Source organism: Pseudoalteromonas sp. ND6B (genome assembly GCF_000764215.1).
Taxonomy (GTDB): Bacteria; Pseudomonadota; Gammaproteobacteria; order Enterobacterales; family Alteromonadaceae; genus Pseudoalteromonas; species Pseudoalteromonas tetraodonis.
On sequence record NZ_JQFL01000058.1, the window covers coordinates 201,098 to 225,282 of the forward strand.

The 24,185-nt window shown below is 40.3% G+C and carries 24 protein-coding genes; 16 read left to right on the forward strand and 8 right to left on the reverse strand.

Features of this window, described 5'->3' with window-relative positions:
* Positions 1–60: 60 nt before the first annotated feature.
* The gene (gene cmoB / locus ND6B_RS05160) at positions 61–1,029 is read right to left on the reverse strand and encodes a tRNA 5-methoxyuridine(34)/uridine 5-oxyacetic acid(34) synthase CmoB (RefSeq protein WP_016899474.1); all 969 of its coding nucleotides are present in this window, start codon (positions 1,027–1,029) and stop codon (positions 61–63) included.
* 15 nt (positions 1,030–1,044) lie between these two features.
* Complete coding sequence (cmoA, locus tag ND6B_RS05155; RefSeq protein ID WP_016899475.1) at positions 1,045–1,770, reverse strand: carboxy-S-adenosyl-L-methionine synthase CmoA; 726 nt, start codon at positions 1,768–1,770, stop codon at positions 1,045–1,047.
* A 116-nt stretch (positions 1,771–1,886) separates the two neighbouring features.
* Here cmoA and ND6B_RS05150 point away from each other — a divergent pair, with 116 nt between their 5' ends.
* Positions 1,887–2,570, forward strand: a complete 684-nt coding sequence (locus ND6B_RS05150; RefSeq protein ID WP_008111638.1) for a DUF3334 family protein — start codon at positions 1,887–1,889, stop codon at positions 2,568–2,570.
* A gap of 212 nt (positions 2,571–2,782) precedes the next feature.
* Here ND6B_RS05150 and ND6B_RS05145 read toward each other — a convergent pair whose 3' ends face one another.
* Together ND6B_RS05145 and ND6B_RS05140 are read right to left on the reverse strand one after the other, a co-directional pair.
* Positions 2,783–3,280 (reverse strand): M48 metallopeptidase family protein, encoded by a 498-nt coding sequence (locus ND6B_RS05145; RefSeq protein WP_016899476.1) that lies wholly within the window; start codon positions 3,278–3,280, stop codon positions 2,783–2,785.
* Positions 3,281–3,307: 27 nt separating this feature from the next.
* A complete protein-coding gene (locus tag ND6B_RS05140) occupies positions 3,308–4,156 on the reverse strand; it encodes a DUF72 domain-containing protein (protein WP_029609926.1) in 849 nt (282 codons plus the stop codon).
* Between the two features lie 237 nt (positions 4,157–4,393).
* Here ND6B_RS05140 and aspS point away from each other — a divergent pair, with 237 nt between their 5' ends.
* From aspS to ND6B_RS05125, 4 genes are all read left to right on the forward strand, one after another.
* Entirely contained in the window at positions 4,394–6,172 is a 1,779-nt protein-coding gene (gene aspS, locus ND6B_RS05135) for an aspartate--tRNA ligase (protein WP_016899478.1), read from the forward strand.
* A gap of 91 nt (positions 6,173–6,263) precedes the next feature.
* Entirely contained in the window at positions 6,264–6,392 is a 129-nt protein-coding gene (locus tag ND6B_RS20510; RefSeq protein ID WP_268746949.1) for a hypothetical protein, read from the forward strand.
* A gap of 403 nt (positions 6,393–6,795) precedes the next feature.
* Positions 6,796–7,317 carry a DUF6795 domain-containing protein gene (locus ND6B_RS05130; RefSeq protein WP_024601630.1) on the forward strand — a complete coding sequence of 174 codons (522 nt, stop codon included), beginning with the start codon at positions 6,796–6,798 and terminating at the stop codon, positions 7,315–7,317.
* A gap of 13 nt (positions 7,318–7,330) precedes the next feature.
* On the forward strand, positions 7,331–8,491 hold the full coding sequence (locus tag ND6B_RS05125) for a lipase family protein (RefSeq protein WP_235420529.1): 1,161 nt from the start codon (positions 7,331–7,333) through the stop codon (positions 8,489–8,491).
* A gap of 221 nt (positions 8,492–8,712) precedes the next feature.
* Here ND6B_RS05125 and ND6B_RS05120 read toward each other — a convergent pair whose 3' ends face one another.
* Positions 8,713–9,036 (reverse strand): hypothetical protein, encoded by a 324-nt coding sequence (locus ND6B_RS05120; protein WP_008111621.1) that lies wholly within the window; start codon positions 9,034–9,036, stop codon positions 8,713–8,715.
* Between the two features lie 129 nt (positions 9,037–9,165).
* Here ND6B_RS05120 and ND6B_RS05115 point away from each other — a divergent pair, with 129 nt between their 5' ends.
* The gene (locus ND6B_RS05115; RefSeq protein WP_033103924.1) at positions 9,166–9,912 is read left to right on the forward strand and encodes a hypothetical protein; all 747 of its coding nucleotides are present in this window, start codon (positions 9,166–9,168) and stop codon (positions 9,910–9,912) included.
* 70 nt (positions 9,913–9,982) lie between these two features.
* On the opposite strand, the gene ND6B_RS05110 is transcribed toward ND6B_RS05115, so the two are convergent.
* On the reverse strand, positions 9,983–11,185 hold the full coding sequence (locus ND6B_RS05110; protein WP_033103899.1) for a bifunctional alpha/beta hydrolase/OsmC family protein: 1,203 nt from the start codon (positions 11,183–11,185) through the stop codon (positions 9,983–9,985).
* A gap of 425 nt (positions 11,186–11,610) precedes the next feature.
* On the opposite strand from ND6B_RS05110, the gene ND6B_RS05105 reads away from it, so the two are divergent.
* Positions 11,611–12,450 (forward strand): isopenicillin N synthase family dioxygenase, encoded by an 840-nt coding sequence (locus ND6B_RS05105; RefSeq protein WP_013464577.1) that lies wholly within the window; start codon positions 11,611–11,613, stop codon positions 12,448–12,450.
* Between the two features lie 171 nt (positions 12,451–12,621).
* On the forward strand, positions 12,622–14,019 hold the full coding sequence (locus ND6B_RS05100; protein WP_033103900.1) for a DEAD/DEAH box helicase: 1,398 nt from the start codon (positions 12,622–12,624) through the stop codon (positions 14,017–14,019).
* Positions 14,020–14,088: 69 nt separating this feature from the next.
* On the opposite strand, the gene ND6B_RS05095 is transcribed toward ND6B_RS05100, so the two are convergent.
* Together ND6B_RS05095 and ND6B_RS05090 are read right to left on the reverse strand one after the other, a co-directional pair.
* A complete protein-coding gene (locus ND6B_RS05095) occupies positions 14,089–14,835 on the reverse strand; it encodes a DUF3307 domain-containing protein (protein ID WP_028835330.1) in 747 nt (248 codons plus the stop codon).
* Positions 14,835–15,458: a hypothetical protein gene (locus ND6B_RS05090; protein ID WP_033103901.1), complete on the reverse strand. Its 624-nt coding sequence runs from the start codon at positions 15,456–15,458 to the stop codon at positions 14,835–14,837. The genes ND6B_RS05095 and ND6B_RS05090 overlap by 1 nt, the downstream gene beginning before the upstream one ends.
* A 139-nt stretch (positions 15,459–15,597) precedes the next feature.
* Here ND6B_RS05090 and ND6B_RS05085 point away from each other — a divergent pair, with 139 nt between their 5' ends.
* From ND6B_RS05085 to ND6B_RS05050, 8 genes are all read left to right on the forward strand, one after another.
* Positions 15,598–16,092 carry a LabA-like NYN domain-containing protein gene (locus ND6B_RS05085; RefSeq protein WP_033103902.1) on the forward strand — a complete coding sequence of 165 codons (495 nt, stop codon included), beginning with the start codon at positions 15,598–15,600 and terminating at the stop codon, positions 16,090–16,092.
* Between the two features lie 187 nt (positions 16,093–16,279).
* The gene (gene nudC, locus ND6B_RS05080) at positions 16,280–17,206 is read left to right on the forward strand and encodes an NAD(+) diphosphatase (RefSeq protein ID WP_013464583.1); all 927 of its coding nucleotides are present in this window, start codon (positions 16,280–16,282) and stop codon (positions 17,204–17,206) included.
* A 3-nt stretch (positions 17,207–17,209) separates the two neighbouring features.
* A complete protein-coding gene (locus ND6B_RS05075) occupies positions 17,210–18,388 on the forward strand; it encodes a cystathionine beta-lyase (protein WP_033103903.1) in 1,179 nt (392 codons plus the stop codon).
* Between the two features lie 142 nt (positions 18,389–18,530).
* Positions 18,531–19,358 (forward strand): ABC transporter permease, encoded by an 828-nt coding sequence (locus ND6B_RS05070; protein WP_033103904.1) that lies wholly within the window; start codon positions 18,531–18,533, stop codon positions 19,356–19,358.
* Complete coding sequence (locus ND6B_RS05065) at positions 19,355–20,263, forward strand: ABC transporter ATP-binding protein (protein WP_033103905.1); 909 nt, start codon at positions 19,355–19,357, stop codon at positions 20,261–20,263. Before ND6B_RS05070 ends, ND6B_RS05065 begins: the two co-directional genes overlap by 4 nt.
* The gene (locus ND6B_RS05060) at positions 20,263–20,637 is read left to right on the forward strand and encodes a PH domain-containing protein (protein WP_013464587.1); all 375 of its coding nucleotides are present in this window, start codon (positions 20,263–20,265) and stop codon (positions 20,635–20,637) included. Before ND6B_RS05065 ends, ND6B_RS05060 begins: the two co-directional genes overlap by 1 nt.
* A gap of 208 nt (positions 20,638–20,845) precedes the next feature.
* Positions 20,846–21,634 (forward strand): putative porin, encoded by a 789-nt coding sequence (locus ND6B_RS05055; RefSeq protein ID WP_013464588.1) that lies wholly within the window; start codon positions 20,846–20,848, stop codon positions 21,632–21,634.
* 213 nt (positions 21,635–21,847) lie between these two features.
* Positions 21,848–24,124 (forward strand): acyl-CoA dehydrogenase, encoded by a 2,277-nt coding sequence (locus ND6B_RS05050; RefSeq protein ID WP_033103906.1) that lies wholly within the window; start codon positions 21,848–21,850, stop codon positions 24,122–24,124.
* Positions 24,125–24,185 lie beyond the last annotated feature (61 nt).

Consider the following 24,185-nt stretch of genomic DNA (forward strand, 5'->3'; position numbering starts at 1 on the left):
GTAAACAAAAAAGCGCCCAGCGGCGCTTTTTTAATAATAAAATAAACCTTAATATCGCAATTAGGCTTTAGCTGTGAGTATTGCTCTAAGTGGAGCAGGGTAGCCTTCAATGGTTTTACTGGTGTCAGCGGGGTCTAAAAAGTCAACTAAAGATTCGTTTTCCATCCAGTCAGTTTTACGTTGCTCGTCGAGCGTTGTAATAGCACAATCTTTAATTTGCACGTCTTTAAAGCCAACTCGTTCCATCCACAGTTTTAATGCCGCAGTGCTTGGAATAAACCATACATTACGCATTTTCGCGTAGCGGTCGGTCGGTACTAATACGGTGTTTTCATCGCCTTCAATAACTAATGTTTCAAGCACGAGTTCTCCGCTTGGGCGAAGCTGTGCTTTTAATTGCGCTAAAAAGTCGATAGGGGAACGACGATGATAAAGCACCCCCATTGAAAATACCGTATCAAACGCTTTGAGCTCTGGCAGGGCTTCTACACCTAATGGTAACAAATGCACGTTTTCATCTGGGTTAAAGTGTTTAATTGCCTGAAACTGGCACAAAAATAAGTCAGATGGATCAATACCCACCACAAATTGAGCACCTTCACCGCGCATACGCCATAGGTGATACCCCGAGCCACAACCAATATCTAATACAGTACGGCCTTTTAATGGCTCAATATGCGGCAGGAGTCGATCCCATTTCCAGTCGCTGCGCCATTCGGTATTTATTTCAATACCGTGAACGTTAAACGGGCCTTTACGCCAAGGCATCATCCGTTTTAATAAATGCGTGGTTTGTTTTTGCTCGCCTTCAGACATTTCGCCAGGCGCACCTATTGCTACTTTGCTGACAATATCAACTTGGTTTGTCGATATCTCAGGTAAGTTTTTCAGCACTTTTTGCCATTGTGGCAAATCGCCATGACTTGCCTCTTGTTGCCAATGCTTTAATTGCGCAGGCAAGGTTTCTAGCCAGTGACTAAGTGGGCTTTGTGCAATCGCAGCGTAAAATTGGTTAAACCATGCAGACATGTGTCACTCTCTAAATTATTTAATTGCTACCATTGAGCAAAAATTAAAACATTGATACCACACTTGCGTTTGGCTAAAACCAATGTCGCTTAAACGTTGTGTATGTGTACTAAGTGTATCGGGGCGCATTACGTTTTCAATGGCAGTACGCTTTTGGCTTATTTCAAGCTCAGAGTAGCCATTATGGCGTTTAAAGTCGTGGTGCAAGTCAATCAGTAAGTTATCGCACTGCTCGTTTTCGGCTTTAATTTTTTCACTTAATAACAAAACGCCACCGGGCTTTAAATTAGCGTATATTTTTTCAAGTACCGCTTTGCGCTGCGCAGGTGGTATAAATTGCAGGGTAAAGTTCATTGCCACTACCGACGCGTTTTGTATATCAAGCTCGTTAATATCACCTAAGGTAACCGTTACAGGAACGTCCGATCTAAATCCTTGTAAATGAACCTTACAACGCTCCACCATGGCTTGTGAGTTATCTACGGCGATAATTTGGCAGCTATCGGTTTTAATATTACGACGCATACTTAAGGTTACTGCCCCTAATGAGCAGCCCAAGTCGTACAGGTTAGAATTAGGCTGAGCATACTCACCCGCTAATTTTCCCATAGTACTTACAATAGTGGCATAACCGGGTACCGAGCGTTGGATCATGTCGGGAAATACTTCAACCACGTTTTGATCAAAACTAAAGTCTTTTACTTGTTGCTCAGAGGCATAAATACTGTCTTTTATACTCACGAAGGCAGTCTCTTTGAAAATAATAGTGCTATTTTAACATTTTATGCTGGATAGTCAGTGATAAATTCAGTAGCTTGACTAGAATTATGAAGAATAAGTATAAAAGAGATTATTAAATGAGCAAAAGTAAGGTTATTAGTACCGACGATATATTAGCAACATTATGCCACTCAGTAACGGGTGTACTTTCATCAGCCAGCGGCAACGAGATCAGCTATTCAGCCATGGTACAAAAAATAACGCGTACTTGTATGCGGCCAGACATAGGCTGTTTTGTTTTATTTGACGGGGGCTTTACCGGCTTAGTTGTCACCAACTTTACAGCGCAAGCGGCCATGGAAATTTACGGCGATTATATGCGTAACATGGGTATGCCAGAAGACGAAATCGCACACAGCCACTTATCTGATGACGTTTCAAACGTGATGGGTGAGTTGATGAACCAAATAGTGGGCGACTTCACGTCGAAAGTGCGTGAACAACTTCATACCTCTATTACCCAAAATCAGCCAAAAATGATGGCTATTAATAAACAAGTGCAAATATCGGTTGATACCACTATGGATCGTCCGCAAGCACGTCGCGTAACGTTTACGACTCGCAATCAAAATATCTTCTATTTAGAATTAGCGATGGATAAAACAGAGTTTATTAAACTTCACGACTTTGACATTGTAGAAGCGATAGACCCAGACGATATTATCGAAAATGAAGCCAAGCAAAAAGCGGATAAAGAAAAAGCGAAACAGCCAAAACAAGATGATAGCGATGACGACTTTATGGCCGAATTAGGGCTTTAACGTTTTTACGTAGGCTGGGTTAAGTGAAACGAAACCTAACACGCTTTTAAGCTCTTAGCTGTCAGATTAGAAAGTGACAATAATAAAAACGCGATTTATATCGCGTTTTTTGTTAACGAGGGCTTTCATTGTGAACTCGTGTGTCATTATTTTGGCTGACCGCTGACCGCTGACCGCTGACCGCTGACCGCTGACCGCTGACCGCTGACCGCTCAATTATACGGATTCTCACCCATCGCAATGGCCACACAAAAAATGCGTAAATCCAACTCTAGCTGATGGTACTGTGGCTCCATATGGCAGCACAGTTTATAAAAGCCTTTATTGTGGTCTTTTTCTTTAAAATGTGCGAGTTCGTGCACCACTAATGCTTTTAACAATGGCTCTGGCGCGCGCAGTAAATCGCTGTTTATTGCTAAATCGTGCTTGCGGGTTTTACCTTGCATACGGTACGTATGGGTACCGAGCGCATTGGTAACCATATCACCTTGTTTTTTAAACGCAGCGCGTCCAAATGGCGGGGCGTTTTTTAAATACTGCTTTTTAAGCTCAGTGGCGTAGCTATACAGTAACTTATCACTGGTAATACGATGCGCCTGCGGGTACTTTTTAAGTAAATACTCACTTACCTTTCCTGCTTTTATTAGGCTTAATACTTGCTCAACGATATTGGCAGGGTAGCCGGTAAAGTAACGTGCGTATTCACTCATTATTGTCTCTGTATTTTGAATTTATTTTTAAAAAAGTGCTTGCTGCTGGGCTTCTTTTTCGCCACTAAATGGATTGAGTACGTTGTGATTATACCCTAAATCTTGGCAAAACTGGCGAGCCAGCAGCGGCGCTTCGCGGTTATCAGCGGTATGAAAAAACACATAGGGGCTTTTGCCCTCATTAAGCCACTGGGTTACTTTGCTAAGCCAAGGCTGATAAAAGGTCTTATAATCGTTTTCTAAATCAGCAATAACAAAACGTGCCATAGGCTGCGAGCCCGTAGCAATAGCGTGCACTGGTAAGTGGGGCTTTTTCTGTTGTGCGTCTATTAGCGCTTCGGTGGTTGGCTTTACTGCAAAGAGCGCCCGAGTATCCATAGCAATACGGTTTATATTATTTGCCATTAAAAGCTGATTAAGTGCGATTTCGGCCTCACCTTTTTTAAAAAAATCAGGGTGGCGTATCTCAACCCCATAGTTTAGCTCTTTAGGAAGTAAATCTATAAAAGCGGCAAGCTTAGCTAAATGTTGTGGCGCAAACGCTTTAGGTAATTGCAGCATTATTTGCCCTGTTTTTTCAAATAGAGGGCCGAATAAATTAAGCCAATTAGTTAGCTCATGTTGCACGTTAGTAAGTTGGAGTTCGTGACTAAAGCGCCGATGAAATTTAAAGGTAAATTTAAACTCATCAGGTACACTGGCAGCCCATCGTAATACAGTGTCAGGCGAGGGATCGGCGTAAAAGCTAGTATTACCTTCTACCGAATTAAAATGCTGCGCATATTCGCTAAGCATATCGGCATTTTTACACTGGCGTGAAAATAAATTTCCTTTCCATGCGCTGCTCGACCACTGCGGGCATCCAATATATAGCATACAAACAAAAGCCTTGATATAAAGTGCCGGTAGTGTAACAAATAACAAAACAGTGCGCTGTAAATTCCACCCCGAAAGGTAAACACGCCCTAGCATCTTCAACCTACTTGGGTATAATGCAGGGCTTAATTTGATTATTTTGAATTGATAGCGGCTTTATTTTCATTTTGGTGTTTATAAAAACTTTTAAAACAACAGTGTTTAACCGCTATATGCCTTTTATCTGACAGGAAAACTATGCGCTCTATATACTGCGGACAGCTAAATAAAACTCACGTAGATCAGGAAGTTGAACTATGTGGCTGGATCAACAAACGACGTGACCTTGGTGGACTTATCTTTGTCGATTTACGCGATAGAGAAGGTTTAGTACAAGTTGTATTCGATCCGGAAGTTGAAGGATTAATGGAAACAGCTAACAAACTTCGTCAAGAATTTTGTGTTCAGTTAAAAGGGATTGTACGCGCTCGCCCAGACAGCCAAGTAAATAAAGACATGGCTACCGGTGAAGTAGAAATTTTAGGCACGGGTTTAACGATTATTAACCGCTCTGAGCCTATGCCACTTGATTTTAACCAAGTGAACTCAGAAGAGCGTCGTTTAAAATATCGTTACTTAGATTTACGTCGTTTAGAAATGAGCGACCGTATTAAATTACGTGCTAAGGCAAGCAGCTTTGTACGTCGCTTTTTAGATGAAAATGGCTTTTTAGATATCGAAACGCCAGTACTAACTAAAGCAACGCCAGAAGGTGCGCGTGATTACCTAGTACCAAGTCGTGTACACAAAGGTAGCTTTTACGCATTACCGCAGTCGCCACAGTTATTTAAGCAATTGTTGATGATGTCGGGTTTTGACCGTTACTACCAAATTGTTAAATGTTTCCGTGACGAAGACTTACGTGCTGACCGTCAACCTGAATTTACTCAAATAGATTTAGAAACCTCGTTCATGAGCTCTGATCAAGTACGTGGTATGACAGAGAAAATGATCAGCGAAATGTGGCAGTCATTACTAAATGTTGATTTAGGTGATTTCCCAATTATGCCTTACTCTGAGGCAATGAGCCTATATGGTTCTGATAAGCCAGACTTACGTAACCCAATGAAGCTTATTGATGTAGCCGATTTAGTAAAAGACGTAGAGTTTAAAGTATTCTCGGGTCCAGCAAATGATGAAAAAGGCCGTGTTGCAGTACTAACGGTACCAGGTGGTGCATCACTTTCTCGTAAGCAACTAGATGACTACACTAAGTTTATCGGTATTTACGGTGCTAAAGGTTTAGCATGGATGAAAGTAAATGACCGCGATGCAGGCGTTGAGGGCGTTCAATCGCCAATCGCTAAATTCTTAAATGAAGATGTGATCACGCAGTTACTTGAACGTACTAATGCACAAACAGGCGATATCATTTTATTTGGTGCGGATAAACGCAACACCGTAAATGAAGCCATGGGCGCACTTCGTTTAAAAATTGGTATTGATTTAGAAATCACTAATTTAGATAGCTGGGCACCACTTTGGGTTGTTGACTTCCCAATGTTTGAAGAAGATGACGAAGGCACATTACACGCTGTACACCATCCATTTACTGCACCAAAAGATATTAGTGCCAGTGAGCTTGAAGCAAACCCAGCAGCGGCTATTTCAGATGCTTACGATATGGTATTAAACGGCTACGAAGTGGGCGGTGGCTCGGTACGTATTCACAATGCAGATATGCAAGAAGCGGCATTTAGAATTTTAGGTATTGAAGCGCAAGAGCAACAAGATAAATTTGGTTTCTTACTTGATGCACTTAAATACGGCACACCGCCGCATGCAGGTTTAGCGTTCGGTTTAGACCGTTTAGTTATGTTGTTATGTGGTACTGATAACATTCGTGACGTTATTGCTTTCCCTAAAACCACACAAGCATCGTGTTTATTAACCGATGCGCCTAGCAAAGCAAACAGCGATTCGCTGACAGAGCTTGCTATTAGTGTAGTTGAGAAAGAATTACCAAGCGCAGAATGAAACCATAGTGTTTAGTTAGATTAAAACCCCTTAGGCTGAATACCTAAGGGGTTTTTTGTTTGGCATAACCCAATTTAGGTGCTTTATATTTATGAGTGAGCTATTTAAAGGTAGTCATTATTTCGATCAGCCATTTTTAAACTTTACAGCAAATGCAAAGCGCTTTAGCGATATTTCTGATGAAGAAATATTCTCTTTTAAGACAATCATCTTTTATTAACATAATGGTGTTAGCACATGCTGTTAAAAAGAAAATTTTCAGGAAGTTATCAGTTCAAGTTTATTACTCATGTTACTAAACCAAGAACAAAAAAATATATTAACTTGAATCGGGGAGCTGCTTTGATCAAAGGCGAAACTAAAAAATAACTATTAAAGCACCTTTATAATATTAGGCTTATTATAAAGGTGCTAGATAGGAGAGTGGAGCAATAGTAATTGCTTAATTTATGCAAGATCTAACAGGATATGTGATCAAAAGAAAGATGCAAGAGTAGCTGTTATTTTAGCTAATTTGCAATTTTACATTTTTTTGTTATATTGCTTTTTTTACATGGATGTTGGCAATATAAATATGGAATATTTCCTACTTTGTCAGCTAACGGTAACTTTAAGGTTTGCTGATGTCATTTTCTGAAATATTAAGAAAGATCAATAATCATATTGGTACTCACAAAGTACATTTATGTCCCGAAGTGAAAGGCCGTTTAGTTAATAATGGTGCGCCTCTTGCCAATGTAAGAATATTAAGAACACTTAGTTATTCTGATGGTAAATACACAAAAGATGAGTGTTTTACAGATAGCAATGGCGAATTTGAAATGCCAGAAATGAGCTTGAGATCCAGTCAGCCTGCTTTGCTAATAGCAGAGAAAATAAGATGGCAGGAAATCACAGCTCAATACGGTGGCGACAACTTTATATTATGGTCAAGTAACCCTAGTGGAATTTCTGTTATTCAAGAGTATGTCGATAAGTTGAACTCGTTGAATGGCGACATTATTAATGAGGAAGTTTTTTTTTCTTTTAAAGGTACATCGTGTCAGAATTCGTACTGTGCAAAAAGTATCTGTCGATGGGACGACGATTTTGTTTTAATAGATCTTGAAGCCGATTTTGAACGGATGATAAGCGGAATTTTATAATAAGGATATTGGAATGAGTACAAATATGAATGTATTAACACCGGAGTTAGCAGCATTGTTTGCTTCGGTAGCTTATGATGTAAACCGTAACGGCGGAACTCAAAAAAGTCTCTACCATAGTAGGTTGGCAGTAGGGTTTTCTTTTGAAAGTGATAATTTGCAAGCAATTAGTGGCAGTGTTTTAGAAAGAATATTTAAACATACAACTCCTTTCGGCTGTATAGCAAAAGGCAAACGAGGGCCATTTGAAGGTGACTTTGTAATAGCCTTAAGAGGGACGGAAAAGAAGCGTGATGTTATTACTGATTTACACTGTGGTGTGAATACATGCGCTAATGGGCAACCTGTTCATGCTGGATTTAATAACACTTTTAATTCATTAAAGCAGCAGCTTGAAGATTACTTCAAATTAGCCGCTTCGCAATCAAAAACAGGTCTAAATATTCATGTTGTTGGTCATAGCTTAGGAGGTGCGTTAGCTAATCTAGCTACGAACTGGTTAAAGAAACACTTTAACGCTAATGTAAAACTATATACCTTTGGTGCACCTAGAGTGGGGTATCCAAGCTTTGCACTAAAAACCGTTTATGCGACCGATAATGGTATCTATCGTTGTGTCCATGCAGGTGACCCAGTTCCGCTAGTGCCTGTATGGCCTTTTGTGCATACCGAGGATGAATACATATTGCATGGTGCACCGACGATAACACCAAAAGCTCACAGTATGACGGAAGAAACACCAGGGTATTTACATACTGCTAGTTGCTTTAAGAGCTATGCTGCAATCAATAAAGGGAAGGAATCTAGATTAAGACGACAAGTAAAACTTGATTATGATAAGCGCTTGCAGGCTAGGCCCACAACTCGTTGGGCAAGAACAATTGGCGAAGCAATTATAACTCATTTACATGCGTCAGGCAGATTACATGCGATACAAGCTGATATTTCAAATACCCTTACGGTTTACGATAAAATTGCAAAAGTGTTAGCAGACAGTATTGATATATCAAAAGGTAACGCCGAAGATGTAAGAGGTATTTTGGGGCACATTCTCTCATTTTGTGGATTACCCTTTAAGGCCATTGAATTAACTTACAAGTTTATAAGGAGTACTTTAACTCTAATGATAAACACCTTGACCAGTATGGCAAAACTAGCACTCAAAGGTTTATAGCACGGTGCTTGGTGTGGAAGTTAAGTAAGGCAGGTATTGATTGGCAGCTTTAATTGCAAGCAGTTCACACACATCTGCATGTATTACTGTTGCTTCGGTTACGAAGACCAATCAGCACAATAAGCTGTAGTAACTGCAAATTTAACTGCAATTATTATCGATGAAATACAATTGCAGTTTAGCCGCAAGAGCTTACGGCTAATACGTTATTATATTTACTATTAGCAAGCAGGGCCATTTTTGTTGCGCGCGCTAGCAAGTGCACGGGCTATGCTCAGTAGCTCAGGCGAAATATCATCCGCGCCATCTTTAATCAGTTTAGTTACATCACCAGATGAATATAAGCTATCACGCGGTGATTTAATCCCAAGCTCTCTCACAAAGTCTTTGGTTTTACCTGTACTGCCGGTTTCAATAAACTTAAAAATAATGCGTTCGTTGTTACTTTTCGGCTCGGCTTGTAACACTTTAATTTCTTCTTGGTAGGCTTCAATTCTGCTTTGTAAAATATCGATGCGCTGTTCAATGCTGCTGTATGATTTCATGAATGGATTCTTTTGCGATAATAGTAAAACAATAATCGCTATTATCGCACAAATTAGCAAAGGCGCGCGCTAACCTTTATAATAAAAATTAATACTAGTTAAAAATATATAGATAATACAATGAAATGCATGTTAAAAATTATAAAAAAGCGTTTAATATTAAGTGCGCTTACTTTAAGTACTACGCTATTTGCATCATCAAGTTATGCCCAAGACGATGCAATCATTGATGATAGTCGTAATCGCTCTATACCTGTAAATATTACCCTACCAACTAACCACCTTAAGTGCAGCGCGCAAGTAAAATGCCCAGTGGTATTTGTAAATGCGGGGTATGGCATTAGCCACAATAAATACACTTTTGCGAGTAAGCTATTTAATGCGCTAGGCTATTTAAGCATTGCGGTAGCACATGAGCTTAAAAGCGACCCTGCGCTTAATGGTGCACAGCCTTATTTGACTACCCGTATGGAAAATTGGCACCGGGGTGTTGTAACCCTCAAATTTTTAGTTAATGAGCTAAGTGTTAAATACCCTGAGTATGATTTTACAAAACTCACTTTATTTGGTCACTCAAATGGTGGAGATATCTCAGCCTTGTATACAGCTATTTACCCAAGTGAAGTAAGCCAATTAATTACGCTCGATCACCGCCGCATGTTATTGCCACGCAATAAAAACATACATGTGCTCACACTTCGAGGTAGTGATTACCCAGCCGATGCGAACGTGCTTTTAACCGACCAAGAGTTAACGGTTTATCCTGTTACACAAACGTTGATATCAGAATCACGTCATAACGATATGTACGATGACGGGCCTAAATGGCTGGTGGATAGAATGAGTAAAGAGGTAGCGGCGTTTTTAGAAAATTAAACGATACAGTCAGCTTTTAAATTAAAATCCTAAAAATAGCGCAGCCACAGCTGCGCTATCTTTGTTTTAGTCACTCCACTAATTCACTCACCACCAAAGGGCTATTATGTAGCGTTTTATGCACAGGGCATTTATCGGCTATTTCGAGTAATCGATTTCGCTGAGCGTCAGTTAAATCTCCTTGTAAGGTTATTTTGCGGGTAATGGCCTCTAGATTGCCGGTTTTTTCGCAATCATCACAATCTTGGTTGTAATTGCGGGTATGGTTAAGCTCTACTTTTATATGCTCTAGCGGTAACTCTTTGCGACTTGCATACATGCGAAGTGTCATTGCAGTACACGCTCCAAGCCCAGCGAGTAAATGATCATAAGGGTCTGGGCCTAAGTTTTTACCACCAACATCAGTAGGCTCATCAGCAAGCCATGTATGGTTTTTAGTACTCACGTGCTGAGTGAATTGATGATCTTTTTCTTCAACTAATACACTGCCGTTAGTTAATTTTGCACTATAGGGTGTTTTCTCGTATTTAACATAGCGATTAGCCCACGTAGCAATGACATCTGCTGCGTAGTTAGCGTCTTCTTTATTGCTGAGTAAGTGATCGGCATTATCTAAACTTATAAAGCTTTTTGGATGCTTGGCAGCGGCGTAAATTTTTTCGGCTTCACTAATATTCACGGTGGCATCAATAGGAGAGTGCATAACCAACAAAGCACGCTTAAGCTTGCCTATATGGCTGTTATCGTATTTGGCGATGTCATCTATAAATTGCTTTTTAATCGTAAACTCACGCCCAGCTAAACACACTTTTGCTTCACCCGATTGGTTTATTTCATCTAAATGAGCAGCAAAGTTATGAGTAACATGCTGGGCATCTGATGGCGCGCCTATAGTCGTAATAGCTGACACTTCGGGTATATGCTCTGCTGCTGCAAGCACCGCAGCACCACCTAAGCTGTGACCTATTAATAACTGAGGTGCTTTAAAGTGTGTTCTTAAGTGATTGGCAGCAGCCGCTAAGTCTTGAATGTTTGATGAAAAGTTACTGTTGGCAAAGTCACCGTCGCTATTACCAAGCCCTGTAAAATCAAAGCGTAATACAGCAATGCCTTGCTGAGTGAGTGCGCGGCTTATTCGTGTTGCAGCCGCTACATCTTTAGAGCAGGTAAAACAGTGGGCAAATAAGGCATAAAATTTCACCTCACCAGAGGGCTGTTCAAGTTGTCCAGCAAGTTCTAATTCACCGCTTTTAAAAGAGACTTTTTGTCGCATGGGAATACCTTAACTAATTGATAAAGTGTGTGGTGCTGATAAATAAGAGATTGGTACGGTGGGATGAAAATTCAATATTGGCATTATTTTGATCTCGATCAAGCTAGAAAGGGCTTGCCAATTGAGTGCGGACATATGTCCTTATAATTTCAAAGGGGTTTGTCTATCCTCGCACAGCATAAGAATGCAGCCTTTATTACTTGAATTAAGTAGTTAAGCTATATTTGAATGTAATACCAGTTTGCATAAACCTGTGATTAATTTAATGTATTAAGTCGTTGTTTATCGTCGTTTAAAAACCTTATCTAGAACAAGTAGATATAATTTTTTTGCGTAGTTAGCATGTAATATTTAGTTAATTTAATGGATCTTTACTCAAGCGAATTGGTAAATGGCTTCTAACAACCTACTTACTGGAATGTACCATGCAATTACCCACAGTTGATTATAAAGCGGACGATGCGGCTGCGCAATTTGTTGAATCGTTGAGAAATACTGGTTTTGGCGTATTAAAAAACCATCCTATTCCGCAATCTTTAGTTGAGTCTATTTATAAAAATTGGCAAGACTTTTTTAACTCAGAGCAGAAGCATGAGTTTTTATTTTCAAAAGAAACGCAAGATGGCTATTTTCCACCGTCGGTATCAGAAGTTGCTAAAGGCCATACAGTAAAAGACATTAAAGAGTACTTTCATGTTTATCCTAAAGGCCGTGTTCCTGCTCAATTAGAAGCTGATGTGCGTGAGTACTACCGTTTAGCTAATGAATTTGCGGCAACATTATTAAGCTGGGTTCAGGCTGAAGCGCCTGAAGAAGTCCGTGCTAAGTTCTCTATCGATTTAAAAGATATGATTGCCCAGTCTGAGCAAACGTTGTTGCGTATTTTACATTACCCGCCAATGACAGGTGATGAAGAGCCAGGTGCTATTCGTGCTGCTGCGCACGGTGATATTAACTTATTAACCGTATTACCAGCGTCAAACGAGCCAGGTTTACAAGTACAAAAAACCGATGGCGGTTGGTTAGATGTGCCATGTGATTTTGGTAGTTTAATTATTAATATTGGTGACATGCTACAAGAAGCATCAGGTGGCTATTTCCCATCAACGATTCACCGTGTAATTAATCCATCAGGTAAAGCAACAACCAAATCACGTATTTCATTACCTTTGTTTTTGCATCCTCGTCCAGATGTGGTGTTATCTGAACGCTACACAGCAGATAGCTACTTACAAGAGCGTTTACGTGAGCTAGGTGTAAAATAATCCTTTAGCATATGTAATGCTCAGGTAAATAAAAAGCGGCTGTTTAGCCGCTTTTTTAGTATTTGTGTGTATTGATTTGACACAAAGTAAATAATGGCATGCATTCTGAGCTACTAAAGGTATAATGCGCGCAACTGGCCACTTTGGCCTAATTTGAAATAGAGAGTTTATATGAGTTTTGATGGTTTAGGTTTATCACAGTCTTTAGTTAATGCGGTTTTAGAAAAGGGCTATGAAACGCCAACGCCTATTCAGGCTCAAGCTATCCCAGCAATTATTGCGCGTCGCGATGTAATGGCCGCAGCACAAACAGGTACCGGTAAAACCGCTGGTTTTACTTTGCCACTAATTGAGCGTTTATCGTCGGGCACTAAAGCAAAAAGTAATCATGTACGTGCGCTTATTTTAACGCCAACCCGAGAGCTTGCGTTGCAAGTAAGCGAAAACGTTGAAGAATACGCTAAGCATTCTGATGTGAGTTCGTTTGTGGTTTACGGTGGTGTAAAAATTAACCCACAAATGCAGCGCCTGCGTAAAGGGGTTGATATTTTAGTGGCCACACCTGGGCGCTTAATTGATTTACACAATCAAAACGCGGTTAAATTTGATAGCGTTGAAGTACTGGTTTTAGATGAAGCCGACCGTATGTTAGACATGGGCTTTATCCACGACATTAAACGCTTAATTGCAAAAATGCCTGAAAAACGTCAAAACTTAATGTTCTCAGCAACCTTTTCTGACGACATTCGTGCATTGGCCAAAGGGTTAATTAACGATCCGGTTGAAATTTCAGTCACTGCCAAAAACACGACTGCTAAAAGCGTGACTCAATGCGTGTACGCAGTAGATAAAGCGCGTAAAACGGCCTTATTAAGCCATTTAATACGTAGCAACAATTGGCAACAAGTACTGGTATTTAGCCGTACTAAACACGGTGCTAACCGTTTAGTTAAGCAACTGGAACGCGATGATATTGTTGGCGCAGCAATCCATGGTAATAAATCTCAGGGCGCACGTGTTAAAGCATTGGAAGGCTTTAAAAGTGGTGAAGTGCGCGTATTAGTGGCAACCGATATTGTTGCCCGTGGTTTAGATATTGTTGAGCTTCCACACGTAGTTAACTACGACTTACCTAATGTATATGAAGATTATGTTCACCGTATTGGCCGAACTGGTCGTGCGGGTGCATTAGGGCATGCCATTTCGTTTGTAACGGTTGACGATGCAGTGGATTTATACGGTATTGAACGCTTTATTGGCGAGTTAATTCCTCGTGCTGAAGAAGAAGGCTTTGAACCGGCTAACCCTGTTGCTGAGCGCGCCCTCGATGCTCGCCCACTGCCTGCTAAAAAGCCAAAGAAAAAACAACCATTTAATAAGCCTAAATCTGATAGCAGCAAACCTAATAGCAAAAAGCCTAACAATGGTGGCAATGGTACAGGCCCCCGTCGTGGTGGCTCTAAAAAGCCAGCAGCAAAAACAGACGAGAATGCACAAAACCCTTGGGCAAAACGCCAATCGGTAGGGGGCACTGGTCAGCGCCGTCGTCGTCCAGCAAATAACGACTAATTGTCACTGCGTTTAGTTAAACGCAGCTGCAAAAAAAGCGCTAGCTTTAAGGTTAGCGCTTTTTTGTTTTTAATTTATCAGTAAGTAATTAATGCCTAGGCCAACAAACAGCGTAACGCTAACACTCAGTAACGTGCCTAGCATCACATATTCCGTGAGTTGTTTATCTTTGCTGGCACTTAAGTCGCCAAATCTAAACACGGATTTGGCGGCAATTAAAAACCCAAGCCCAGCAAACTGATCTAATAAAATAAATGTCAGCATAAGTACTCGTTCGAGCATACCAATACTTTGTCCTGCTAAAGGGAGGCTACCATCACTAGAAAAGTGATTAGTTAAACGCTCTAACATCATTCTTATAAATACCGCACTGGGACTTAAAATAATAAGGTAACCAGTTATAACCCACAGCACTTTTTCGTTGAACAATAACGCCATAAAGTTGTTAGTAAATTGCTGATTATCAGTGAGCCAAATGCTTATCACAACAAGGACGGTGATATGGGCAATTTGGTCTAATAAAAAAGGCACCACGCCTTTATTTGAATACGATTTTGCAATATCAATAAAGTAGTGGCTGATCATAATAATACTGGTGGCCAGTAATACGCTGCTTAGTTGTTGCCAGCCAAAGCTATATTCCCAAAGTGCAACAACGACAGCGCTGGTAACTCCGTGAACCAATACATGGTAGTAAAGTTTTTTTGCTTTAAAATGCCGGGTGTTTCTGTCGTTTACCCAGCTCATCGGTTGCCAATAAAAATCAGCGAGTAAGTGGCCAATAATCAGTGCAACGAGTAATAGTGAAAATTCCATTAGTCATGCCCTTGCTGTATGCTTTTAAGCCATTGTTGTGTGTGTAAAATAAATCGCTCTATCAGTTGATAGTTAGCAAGATTAAGCAGCTTAGTAACGTTTTCGCGGCTGGTGTTGAGCTCATTAGCTAAGGCTGCATGGTTGTTATTAGTATGGGTTAAATATACATACAAAGCATTTGCTTGTTTTTGGGTTATTTTACACAGTAATACATCGACAAACGCTAGGTTTAGCTTAAAGCTCTCATCAACTGGTTGTTTTGCAATAGCAAATGTAAAACGTTGGTTTGTCATTTTATCTAGCTCATGACCAGAGAGAGTAAATGCAGAGCCTGTAGCAGTTTTTATACTCGTACCAGGGTTATCTATGTGTCCCAATGCCATGCTTTGGCGCAATTCATAGCCGGCAGATTTGAGCTGTAGATAGATAAGAATAGCGGTGGTAACTAACCGTTCACTTTTTTCTACTTGCAGCTGAAATGCATCCCCACGGTAAATATCCCAAGATGTTGTTTTATTGCAATTTGCACGTAAACTTTGCTCTAGCTGATAAAGCATGGCATCGTATTGTTGTTTAGGTATTTTTTGCGATTTAATTATATCGCCGCTGATCACACCAATCATATAAATCCAGATAGATTATTTATATGTAACTAATTTTGGTTACATCTTAAAGTGTAACCGTATTTGGTTACATTGGGTTTGGTAACTAATTTAGGTTACTTAACACGCAATTGCAAGTATTACTCATTAGGACATAATAATGACCTCACAACAAAGCAGTAAACCTCGTGTAGGTATTTTTGTCGATGTACAAAATATTTATTACACCTGTCGCGAAAGCTACGGTAAAAACTTTGATTACAATGCCTTTTGGCGAATGATAGAGCAACAATACGATATTGAATGTGCGTTTGCTTATGCAATATACCGAGGTGATGAAAAGCAAAATCAGTTTCAAAATATTTTGCGCGCTATTGGCTTTGAAGTAAAACTAAAACCCTTTATTCAACGCCGTGACGGCAGTGCCAAAGGCGATTGGGATGTAGGTATAACCATAGATATGCTAGAGCAGGGAAAGCAGCTTGATAAGGTTATTTTACTCTCGGGTGACGGTGACTTTGCGTTATTACTTGGGCACTTAAAAAATCAATACAATGTTCCGTGTGATGTATACGGTGCTGATAAATTAACCGCAGAGGTACTTAAGCAAAGTGCTGAGCAATTTCATTTAATTGACAATCAGTTACTACTTTAAAAAGTATAAGCGCTGCGTTGGTTCGGTGTAATTTTGAGCAGAATGCCCACCTTCAACATGAGTATTTTTAATACAGCGGGTGCATAGATTAATTAAGCCTAATTTAGGCTTTTTTTATGGCGGTAATAAATTGGGTTTAGTGGATGATTATGGTAATTTTAAGAATCAATTAGTATCAAGGAATTACATGCTTAACTACAGTAATATGCCATTAGACAGAGGCTCAAATGCGCGCAAAGACCCTACTTGGGTAGACGCAAAAAAAACAGCAGACAGCTTATGGCTTTTAGTTAAAGGCAATCACACCTTATTTGCTAACAGTAGCCCTGAGGTGGTGTATTTGGCTTACCTACAGGTGGCACATTTAGATTTAACGCAGGCTATTTTTTTAGGTTCAAATGAGCAGGATAATGCCGTATTTGCGCTAGATGTAACCGCACTCGACGAGTCGTTATTAGCAACGATTATTGATGGCGCCCAGTTTGCAGATATTCGCCAGTTTGGTACACAGGTGGCACTTGAAGATGGCTCAAATGCAGCGCTTGCCCGAGGGTTATGTTACTGGCATGCCACTCATAGTTTTTGTGGCCGTTGTGGTACCAAAAATCACTTAGTTGAAGCGGGTCACTCTCGATTATGCGACAATCCTGCGTGTTTGCACCAGACTTTTCCGCGTACCGATCCTGCGGTTATTATGGTAGTAACTAAAACATTTTCTGATGGGATTGAACGCTGCTTATTGGGTCGCCAAGCAACTTGGCCAAAAGGATTGTATTCATCGCTTGCAGGCTTTGTTGACCCTGGTGAAACCCTTGAACAAACCGTGATCCGAGAAGTAAAAGAAGAGGCGGGTATTACTGTGGAAAAAGCTGAATATATTGCTTCGCAACCTTGGCCGTTTCCTTCGTCAATTATGCTAGGTTTTATTGCCACAGCAAGCAGTGATGAAATAAGCACAGAGCAAGATGAACTTGAAGATGCAAAGTGGTTTTCTCGCGAAGAACTTGCGCAATTTAAAGATTGGCACCATCAAGGGGAGCATTTAAAGCTACCTAGAGCTGATTCAATTTCGCGTTATTTAATTGAATATTGGCGTACTCAGATAGAAGGATGAATCATGTCGAGCAAAAATAAAAATACTCAGTTAGTCTCATCAGGGCGCAAAAAAGCGTACACCCATGGGGTAGTGAACCCGGTAGTTCAGCGCGCTTCAACGATTGTGTTTGATTCTGTGAGTGAGCTTAAAGAAGCGGCTAAAACACGCGGTGATAAAACGTTATTTTATGGCCGTCGTGGCACCACTACGCATTTTGCCCTGCAAGAGGCAATTACTGAACTCGAAGGGGGTGAAGGCTGTGCCTTATACCCATGTGGCGCGGCAGCGATAAGCCAAACATTGTTATCGTTTTTAAAGTCCGGTGATCATATTTTAATAGTGGATACTGTTTACGAGCCAACCCGTGATTTTTGCGACAAGATTTTAGCGGGGCTGGGCATTACTACGACCTATTATCCGCCCATGATTGGCGCAGATATAAAAGAGTACATTCAAGACAATACCAAAGTGTTGTTTTTAGAATCTCCGGGTTCAATTACCATGGAAATTCAAGATGTTCCCGCTATGGTGCAAGTGGCAAATGATCATAATGTGATGACGGTGCTTGATAACACTTATGGTAATGGTTTGCACTATCGCCCACTTGAACATGGTGTTGATATTAGTATTCAAGCGGCAACCAAATATATTGTAGGTCATTCAGATGTGATGATGGGCGTAGCTGTAGCGAATAAAAAATATTGGCCAACACTTCGTGAACACTCTTATTTACTCGGGCAATGCACCAGTGCAGATGATGCGTATTTAGCACTACGAGGTTTGCGTACCATGGCGGTGCGATTAAATCAGCATGAAAAAGCGGCTATTGAGGTTGCTAAATGGTTAGAGCAGCACGAGTTAGTTGATCATATTCGCCACCCAGCATTTGAAACGTGTCCTGGGCATGAATTTTTCAAACGCGATTTTGACGGTAGTAATGGTTTGTTTTCGTTTGTAATGAAAACCGGTAACCAAAAGGCCATTGATGCTTTTTTAGATAGCTTGCAGCATTTTAAAATGGGCTTTTCTTGGGGAGGCTTTGAGAGCTTAGTAACGGCAAACCTATCAATGAAAGGGCTGCGCTCGCAAACAGGATGGGGGCATGGACCTGTTATTCGTTTGCACATTGGCTTAGAAGATGCTGAAGATTTAATTGCCGACTTACAGCAAGCATTAGCTATTTATGAGCAACATTTATAATTACTAATTGTTTAAATTACATTATTTGTTACAAAGCCTACCTCTGAGTAGGCTTTTTTTGCTAGCAATTCAACGTGTTTACACTTAGTGTTGTTAAATAACGCTTATTTTAAAGCATGAACAACGTCATTAAGGATAGTCAATGGCAACACCATTACCAATAAACGTAGGGCGCTTAACTCAAATTGCGGGTTTTGAGCTTGTACGTATGTTTTTAACTAAACGAGGACTTATTGCACTGGCGGCTTTTGCGGTAGTGTGGCTTGTTATTTTACGTTACCCCATAGGGCAGGCAGTGGGCATTATCAGCTCCCCCGATTTTGAACAAATAGCCCGTGATATTTCCGGCTCTATTGGATTAAATAAGTTACTTGATTGGCCTGAAGCCGAATTTGCTATGTATTGGCTAATTGCTTTGTATAGTTTTCCTGTTTTTAGCTTATTTATTTGTAGTGATCAAACTGTGGGTGACAGAGAGAGGGGGACTTTAAGGTTTTTATCACTGCGCTCAACCCGCTTTGAAATACTCTTTGGTCGATTTTTAGGGCAGTTAGCGGTACTAACCTGTTTAGTTGGCATTACATTGGTAGCGACATTGGCGGTGCTCGGGTTTCGCGATCCGAGCTTACTTGTTGGTGGCGTTGGCCGTGCAGTTTCAATATTTTTAATTCTCATTGTTACTTTTGCGCCGTTTGTTGCGTTAATGAGTTTGATTAATACTTTTGCGAGCTCATCTCGCTTATCTATTGTGTTAGCCATTTTATATTTTACAGCCGGTGGCATTATTGTTGGATTGCTGGAGTGGCAAATACCCGCATTAAGTGTGCTTGATTATTTATTCCCTGGTGTGCAAATAGAGTTATTAGCGGGACAGAACTTACCGCTATTGAGTGCATTGGCTATTCCGCTTGTGCAAACAGCGGTGCTACTTGTGGTTGCGCAACGTGTTTTTGCAAGGAGCTCACTATGAAATCATTAATCACAGGGCGTAATTTAAGTAAATCGTACGGCTCAAAACTGGCTCTTAATAATGTGAATTTTGAGATTCAAAAAGGTGCTCCCGTTGCGCTTGTTGGCCCTAATGGCGCAGGAAAAACTACTTTATTTAGTTTGCTGTGCGGCTATATAGCCCCTAGCATGGGAGAGCTTGAAATACTCGGCCATAAACCAGGCAGCGCTGCTTTATTTAATAAAGTGAGTGCATTACCGCAAGATGCCCAGCTTGATCTGCGTTTTAATATAGATAAACAACTTAGTTTTTATGCCAAGCTACAAGGCATGAGTACTAAGCAAAGCCACGTAGAGGCACTTCGTGTGCTTGATTTAGTGGGCCTTAGCGAAATTGCAAAAAACCGCGCTGGGGATTTATCCCACGGTATGCGCAAGCGTGTAACCATAGCGCAAGCATTAATTGGCTCACCACAAATTGTAATGTTAGATGAAGCCACGGCAGGGCTTGATCCTATTCATGCCAGAGAAGTGCGCGAGTTGGTATCTCAGTTAAGTGACCAAGCGACGTTTATTTTAAGTTCACATGATTTAACTGAATTAGAACGACTGTGTTCCCAAGTACTCCATTTGGATAAAGGCGTATTAAGCGAGCACCAAACTAAAGCAGTGAACACCGATAAGCACTTTTACACCTTAATGCTTAGCGACGTGTATCAAAATGTGGAGCAACAACTCCAAGCACTTGAGGGGGTGAGTCGTGTTTATATGAGCCAGCACAAAGAGTACGTGATTGAGTATCAACCAACCAGTGATCCGCTCGATATAGCACTATTGCAATTTTGTCGCCAACATAATTGGCAGTATCGGCAGTTAGTAAATGGCCATACATTAGAAAATCAAATATTTAAACAGGAGAAACTATAATGGGACTATTTAGTGGTTTAATGGGTAATGCCAGTGAAGTGGATGACGCTGATTTAGAGAAAGTGTTGGCAAATACCCTTATTGAAGGTGAGCAAGTTGAAAAAGCGTATAAAGTTGTCCGTGATATGTTTATCTTTACTAATAAGCGACTTATTTTAATCGATAAGCAAGGCGTGACAGGGTCTAAAATGGAAATGATCAGTATTGCCTATTCTAAAATTACTAAATTCAGTAAAGAGAGTGCGGGGCACTTTGATTTAGACGCCGAGTTAAAAATATGGGTAGGTTCAGATCCAACGCCTATTAGCAAGGACTTTAAAGCAGGTGATAACATAAATGATGTTTATAGGATAATCAGCCAGTATTCATTATAGAAACAAACAAAAATCGGTGTAAAATTAAAGTAATTGTTTACAGCTTGTTGCGATTACTTTAACATAAATTACTCTAACACTTTCTTACAAATTCCCTAACAAATACAATTGCTTGATTCAGTTTTCGTTCAGTTTCGCGGCGTTAGCATACCCCCACTTTAGCAATGTAGTTAAAGTACAAAAACAATGTACATAGGGATGTTTCATTATGAAAAAGTTAGCAATTATTATTTCAGGTCTTTTATTATCAAGTGCTGCACACGCTGCAGATAGCTATCAATCAATCAGTAACTTAGGCTACACAGATACTGATAACAACGATACTATCAGCGTGGACTCTACTTACTACTTCTCTCCAAAGAGCACACTAGGTCCATACGACCAATTCGAATACATTAACAAGCAAAGCAACGTATTTGGTGGCTACGCTGATGACGATTTTGGCGATGTGACTGCTATTGGTGGTGAATACTTCGTTGAAGATTTTGTTGTTGGTGCGTCTTACCAAAATGCTGATTACAACTCTAACAACGAGTCATACACACTTTCTGCTGGTTACTTCTTCAACCCTGACTTACTTGCAAAAGTAAGATTTGTTGATCAAAAAGATGGTGATAACGTTACATTCTTTTCTTTAGCATACAACCACATGCTAAACGATACAGATTACGTAGGTATTACTGTAGAATCAGATGATGATTTTGATTCTCGTTCAGTAGCTGCTAAATACTTTGTTGATTTACAACAAGGTAACTACTTAACAGTAGAAGGTACATTTGTAAGCCTTGACGAAGCAGATGATCAATGGAACGTAGAAACAAACTACTATTTCTCTAAAGCGACTTCTGTATTTGCAGCTTACGATAAAGAAGACAACTACAGCTTTGGTGCTCAACACTTCATCAATAAAAACATTGGTTTAAAAGTGGGTTACGGCAACAACGCAGATGACTCAGATAACGATGCTTACTTTGCTAACATGCGTTTTCAGTTTTAATTAAATAATTAAAACCAGTTAAGTAGTAAAAAGCCCACATTTTGTGGGCTTTTTGCTGTGTGTAATAAATTAGTGACTTTACTCATCGTTATATTTTAATCGCAATAGAATAACTTCATCATTTAGTGGCACTCGTCTGACAGCCCATTGTATTTAAATTAAGATCGGTCATAATTAAATCAATGTTTTTATAACTGTAAAAGGAATGTGCTCATGTCAGTATTTATTATATTACTGGTTGTGGTGGTCGTGGTGTTTGCGATTAAAGATATCCGCCTTAATTTAATTACTCGACCTACTTTTAAGATGTTTAAAAAGGTGTTGCCGCCATTATCGCAAACAGAGCGAGAAGCCATGGAAGCAGGCGATGTTTGGTGGGATGGCGAGTTATTTAGTGGTGAGCCTGACTGGCAAAAATTACATAATTATCCGCGACCTAAGTTAAGTGAAAAAGAAACTGCATTTATAGATAATCAAGTTGAAACTTTATTAGCCATGCTTGATGACTATAAAATTGTACAAAAAGACAAAGATTTACCTTTAGAGGTTTGGGACTTTTTAAAAACCGAAGGGTTTTTTGCAATGATCATCCCTGAAAAATTTGGGGGTCTTGAATTCTCTGCTATTGCTAACTCTACGATAGTGTCAAAAATTGCGACTAAAAGTTTAACGGCCGCCGTAACGGTCATGGTACCAAATAGCTTAGGTCCTGGTGAGTTATTACTGCATTACGGAACAACTGAGCAACAAAATCGTTGGTTACCTAGCCTTGCAAAAGGGGACGATGTACCTTGTTTTGCATTAACGGGCCCAGAGGCTGGCTCTGATGCTGGCAGTATTCCAGATTCAGGCGTGGTGTGCAAAGGCGAGCATGATGGTAAGGAAGTGTTGGGACTGCGTTTAAATTGGTCAAAACGTTACATTACCCTTGCGCCAGTTGCGACTGTGTTAGGTCTTGCATTTAAAATGTACGATCCAGATGGATTGTTAGGCGATGAAAAAGAGCTCGGAATAACGTGTGCACTTATTCCAACTGATCACCCAGGTGTTAAAACAGGAGAGCGTCATTACCCACTTAACATGGCGTTTATGAATGGCACAACGTACGGTAAGGATGTATTTATTCCGCTTGATTGGATTATAGGTGGCCAGCAAGGGGCAGGGCGCGGTTGGCGCATGCTAGTAGAGTGTTTAAGCGCAGGGCGTGGTATTTCATTACCGGCATTAAGCACTGCAACAGGGCACTTGGCAGCTAAGATGACCTCGGCTTATACAGTTGTACGCCAACAGTTTGGCGTGTCAATTGGGCAATTTGAAGGCGTACAAGAAGGGTTGGCACGTATTGGTGGACTAACTTATGCATTGGAATCATGCCGATTAATGACAGCTGGTGCTATTGATTTAAAGCTAAGCCCGTCAGTAGTAACTGCTATTGCAAAGTACCACATGACAGAAATGGGTCGAACGATAATGAATGATGCAATGGACATTCATGCAGGTAAAGGGATTCAGGTTGGGCCTAATAACTATTTAGCACACGGTTATATGGGTATTCCCGTCTCTATTACCGTAGAGGGCGCCAATATTCTTACCCGTAACCTTATGATATTTGGCCAAGGTGCAACCCGTTGTCATCCTTTTGTGTTAAAAGAAATGGAAGTTGCAGCAATGGATGACGATGATGCTGCACTTGAGCAATTTGATGGCTTGTTAATGAAGCACATTGTATTTGCACTGAGTAATGCAAGTATGGCCTTGGTGCATGGTTTAACTCGCAGCTACTTTGCTAAAGCGCCTGTGTGTGGAGAGACGGCCGTCTATTATAAACAATTAGGTAGAATGAGCCGAGGATTGGCGTTCACAACGGATGTTGCAATGTTGATGTTAGGTGGTGAACTTAAACGTAAAGAAATGATATCGGCACGTTTAGGCGATGTGTTAAGTCATTTATATATTGCATCCACGGTATTAAAGCGTTTTGAAGATGAAGGGCGTCAGCAAGCGGATTTGCCTTTTGTAAAATATGCTTTAGAGACATCGTTATATGCAATAGGCCAAGCATTTGATGGCTTCTTTAAAAACTTTTCTAATCCTGTGGTTAACTTTACACTTAAGCGTATTGTTTTTCCATTAGGTAATCATTATCACAAACCAAGTGATGCGATTGCCCAGCGTATTTGCGAACACATGACTCAACCAGGGGTATTTAGAAATAGACTTACCCATTTATGTTATGTGGATGAAAATGCCGGAACAGGCGTCATGGAAAATGCTTTCTTAGCAATGCACGATATGCACAATCAGTTTAAGCTGTTAAAACAGTGGCAACGAAAAGGCAAGGTGCCTGCCACCTATGATATTGAACAAGCGATTGATTACGCACTTGAACATGAGTTAGTAACTAAAGTTGATGGTGAGGCAATGCATCATGCTAATAAGCTAAGAATGCAGGCTATTGCGGTTGATAACTTTAAACCAGAAGACATCTAACGCTGAGTTATAATAATAAAGAAGATAATAAAAAAGCCTTAAATTTATGATTTAAGGCTTT

Excerpts from the sequence above, each read along its gene's own strand:
- ND6B_RS05095 (WP_028835330.1), bottom strand. The coding sequence starts at position 14,835 with ATGGAATTTTCACTATTACTCGTTGCACTGATTATTGGCCACTTACTC.
- ND6B_RS05115 (WP_033103924.1), top strand. The coding sequence starts at position 9,166 with ATGTTAAAAATTATAAAAAAGCGTTTAATATTAAGTGCGCTTACTTTA.
- ND6B_RS05050 (WP_033103906.1), top strand. The coding sequence starts at position 21,848 with ATGTCAGTATTTATTATATTACTGGTTGTGGTGGTCGTGGTGTTTGCG.
- ND6B_RS05075 (WP_033103903.1), top strand. The coding sequence starts at position 17,210 with ATGTCGAGCAAAAATAAAAATACTCAGTTAGTCTCATCAGGGCGCAAA.
- ND6B_RS05105 (WP_013464577.1), top strand. The coding sequence starts at position 11,611 with ATGCAATTACCCACAGTTGATTATAAAGCGGACGATGCGGCTGCGCAA.
- ND6B_RS05140 (WP_029609926.1), bottom strand. The coding sequence starts at position 4,156 with ATGCTATATATTGGATGCCCGCAGTGGTCGAGCAGCGCATGGAAAGGA.
- ND6B_RS05060 (WP_013464587.1), top strand. The coding sequence starts at position 20,263 with ATGGGACTATTTAGTGGTTTAATGGGTAATGCCAGTGAAGTGGATGAC.
- ND6B_RS20510 (WP_268746949.1), top strand. The coding sequence starts at position 6,264 with ATGAGTGAGCTATTTAAAGGTAGTCATTATTTCGATCAGCCATTTTTA.
- ND6B_RS05145 (WP_016899476.1), bottom strand. The coding sequence starts at position 3,280 with ATGAGTGAATACGCACGTTACTTTACCGGCTACCCTGCCAATATCGTT.
- aspS (WP_016899478.1), top strand. The coding sequence starts at position 4,394 with ATGCGCTCTATATACTGCGGACAGCTAAATAAAACTCACGTAGATCAG.
- ND6B_RS05120 (WP_008111621.1), bottom strand. The coding sequence starts at position 9,036 with ATGAAATCATACAGCAGCATTGAACAGCGCATCGATATTTTACAAAGC.
- nudC (WP_013464583.1), top strand. The coding sequence starts at position 16,280 with ATGCTTAACTACAGTAATATGCCATTAGACAGAGGCTCAAATGCGCGC.
- ND6B_RS05110 (WP_033103899.1), bottom strand. The coding sequence starts at position 11,185 with ATGCGACAAAAAGTCTCTTTTAAAAGCGGTGAATTAGAACTTGCTGGA.
- ND6B_RS05130 (WP_024601630.1), top strand. The coding sequence starts at position 6,796 with ATGTCATTTTCTGAAATATTAAGAAAGATCAATAATCATATTGGTACT.
- ND6B_RS05150 (WP_008111638.1), top strand. The coding sequence starts at position 1,887 with ATGAGCAAAAGTAAGGTTATTAGTACCGACGATATATTAGCAACATTA.
- ND6B_RS05125 (WP_235420529.1), top strand. The coding sequence starts at position 7,331 with ATGAGTACAAATATGAATGTATTAACACCGGAGTTAGCAGCATTGTTT.
- ND6B_RS05070 (WP_033103904.1), top strand. The coding sequence starts at position 18,531 with ATGGCAACACCATTACCAATAAACGTAGGGCGCTTAACTCAAATTGCG.
- ND6B_RS05055 (WP_013464588.1), top strand. The coding sequence starts at position 20,846 with ATGAAAAAGTTAGCAATTATTATTTCAGGTCTTTTATTATCAAGTGCT.
- ND6B_RS05090 (WP_033103901.1), bottom strand. The coding sequence starts at position 15,458 with ATGATTGGTGTGATCAGCGGCGATATAATTAAATCGCAAAAAATACCT.
- ND6B_RS05100 (WP_033103900.1), top strand. The coding sequence starts at position 12,622 with ATGAGTTTTGATGGTTTAGGTTTATCACAGTCTTTAGTTAATGCGGTT.
- ND6B_RS05065 (WP_033103905.1), top strand. The coding sequence starts at position 19,355 with ATGAAATCATTAATCACAGGGCGTAATTTAAGTAAATCGTACGGCTCA.
- cmoB (WP_016899474.1), bottom strand. The coding sequence starts at position 1,029 with ATGTCTGCATGGTTTAACCAATTTTACGCTGCGATTGCACAAAGCCCA.
- ND6B_RS05085 (WP_033103902.1), top strand. The coding sequence starts at position 15,598 with ATGACCTCACAACAAAGCAGTAAACCTCGTGTAGGTATTTTTGTCGAT.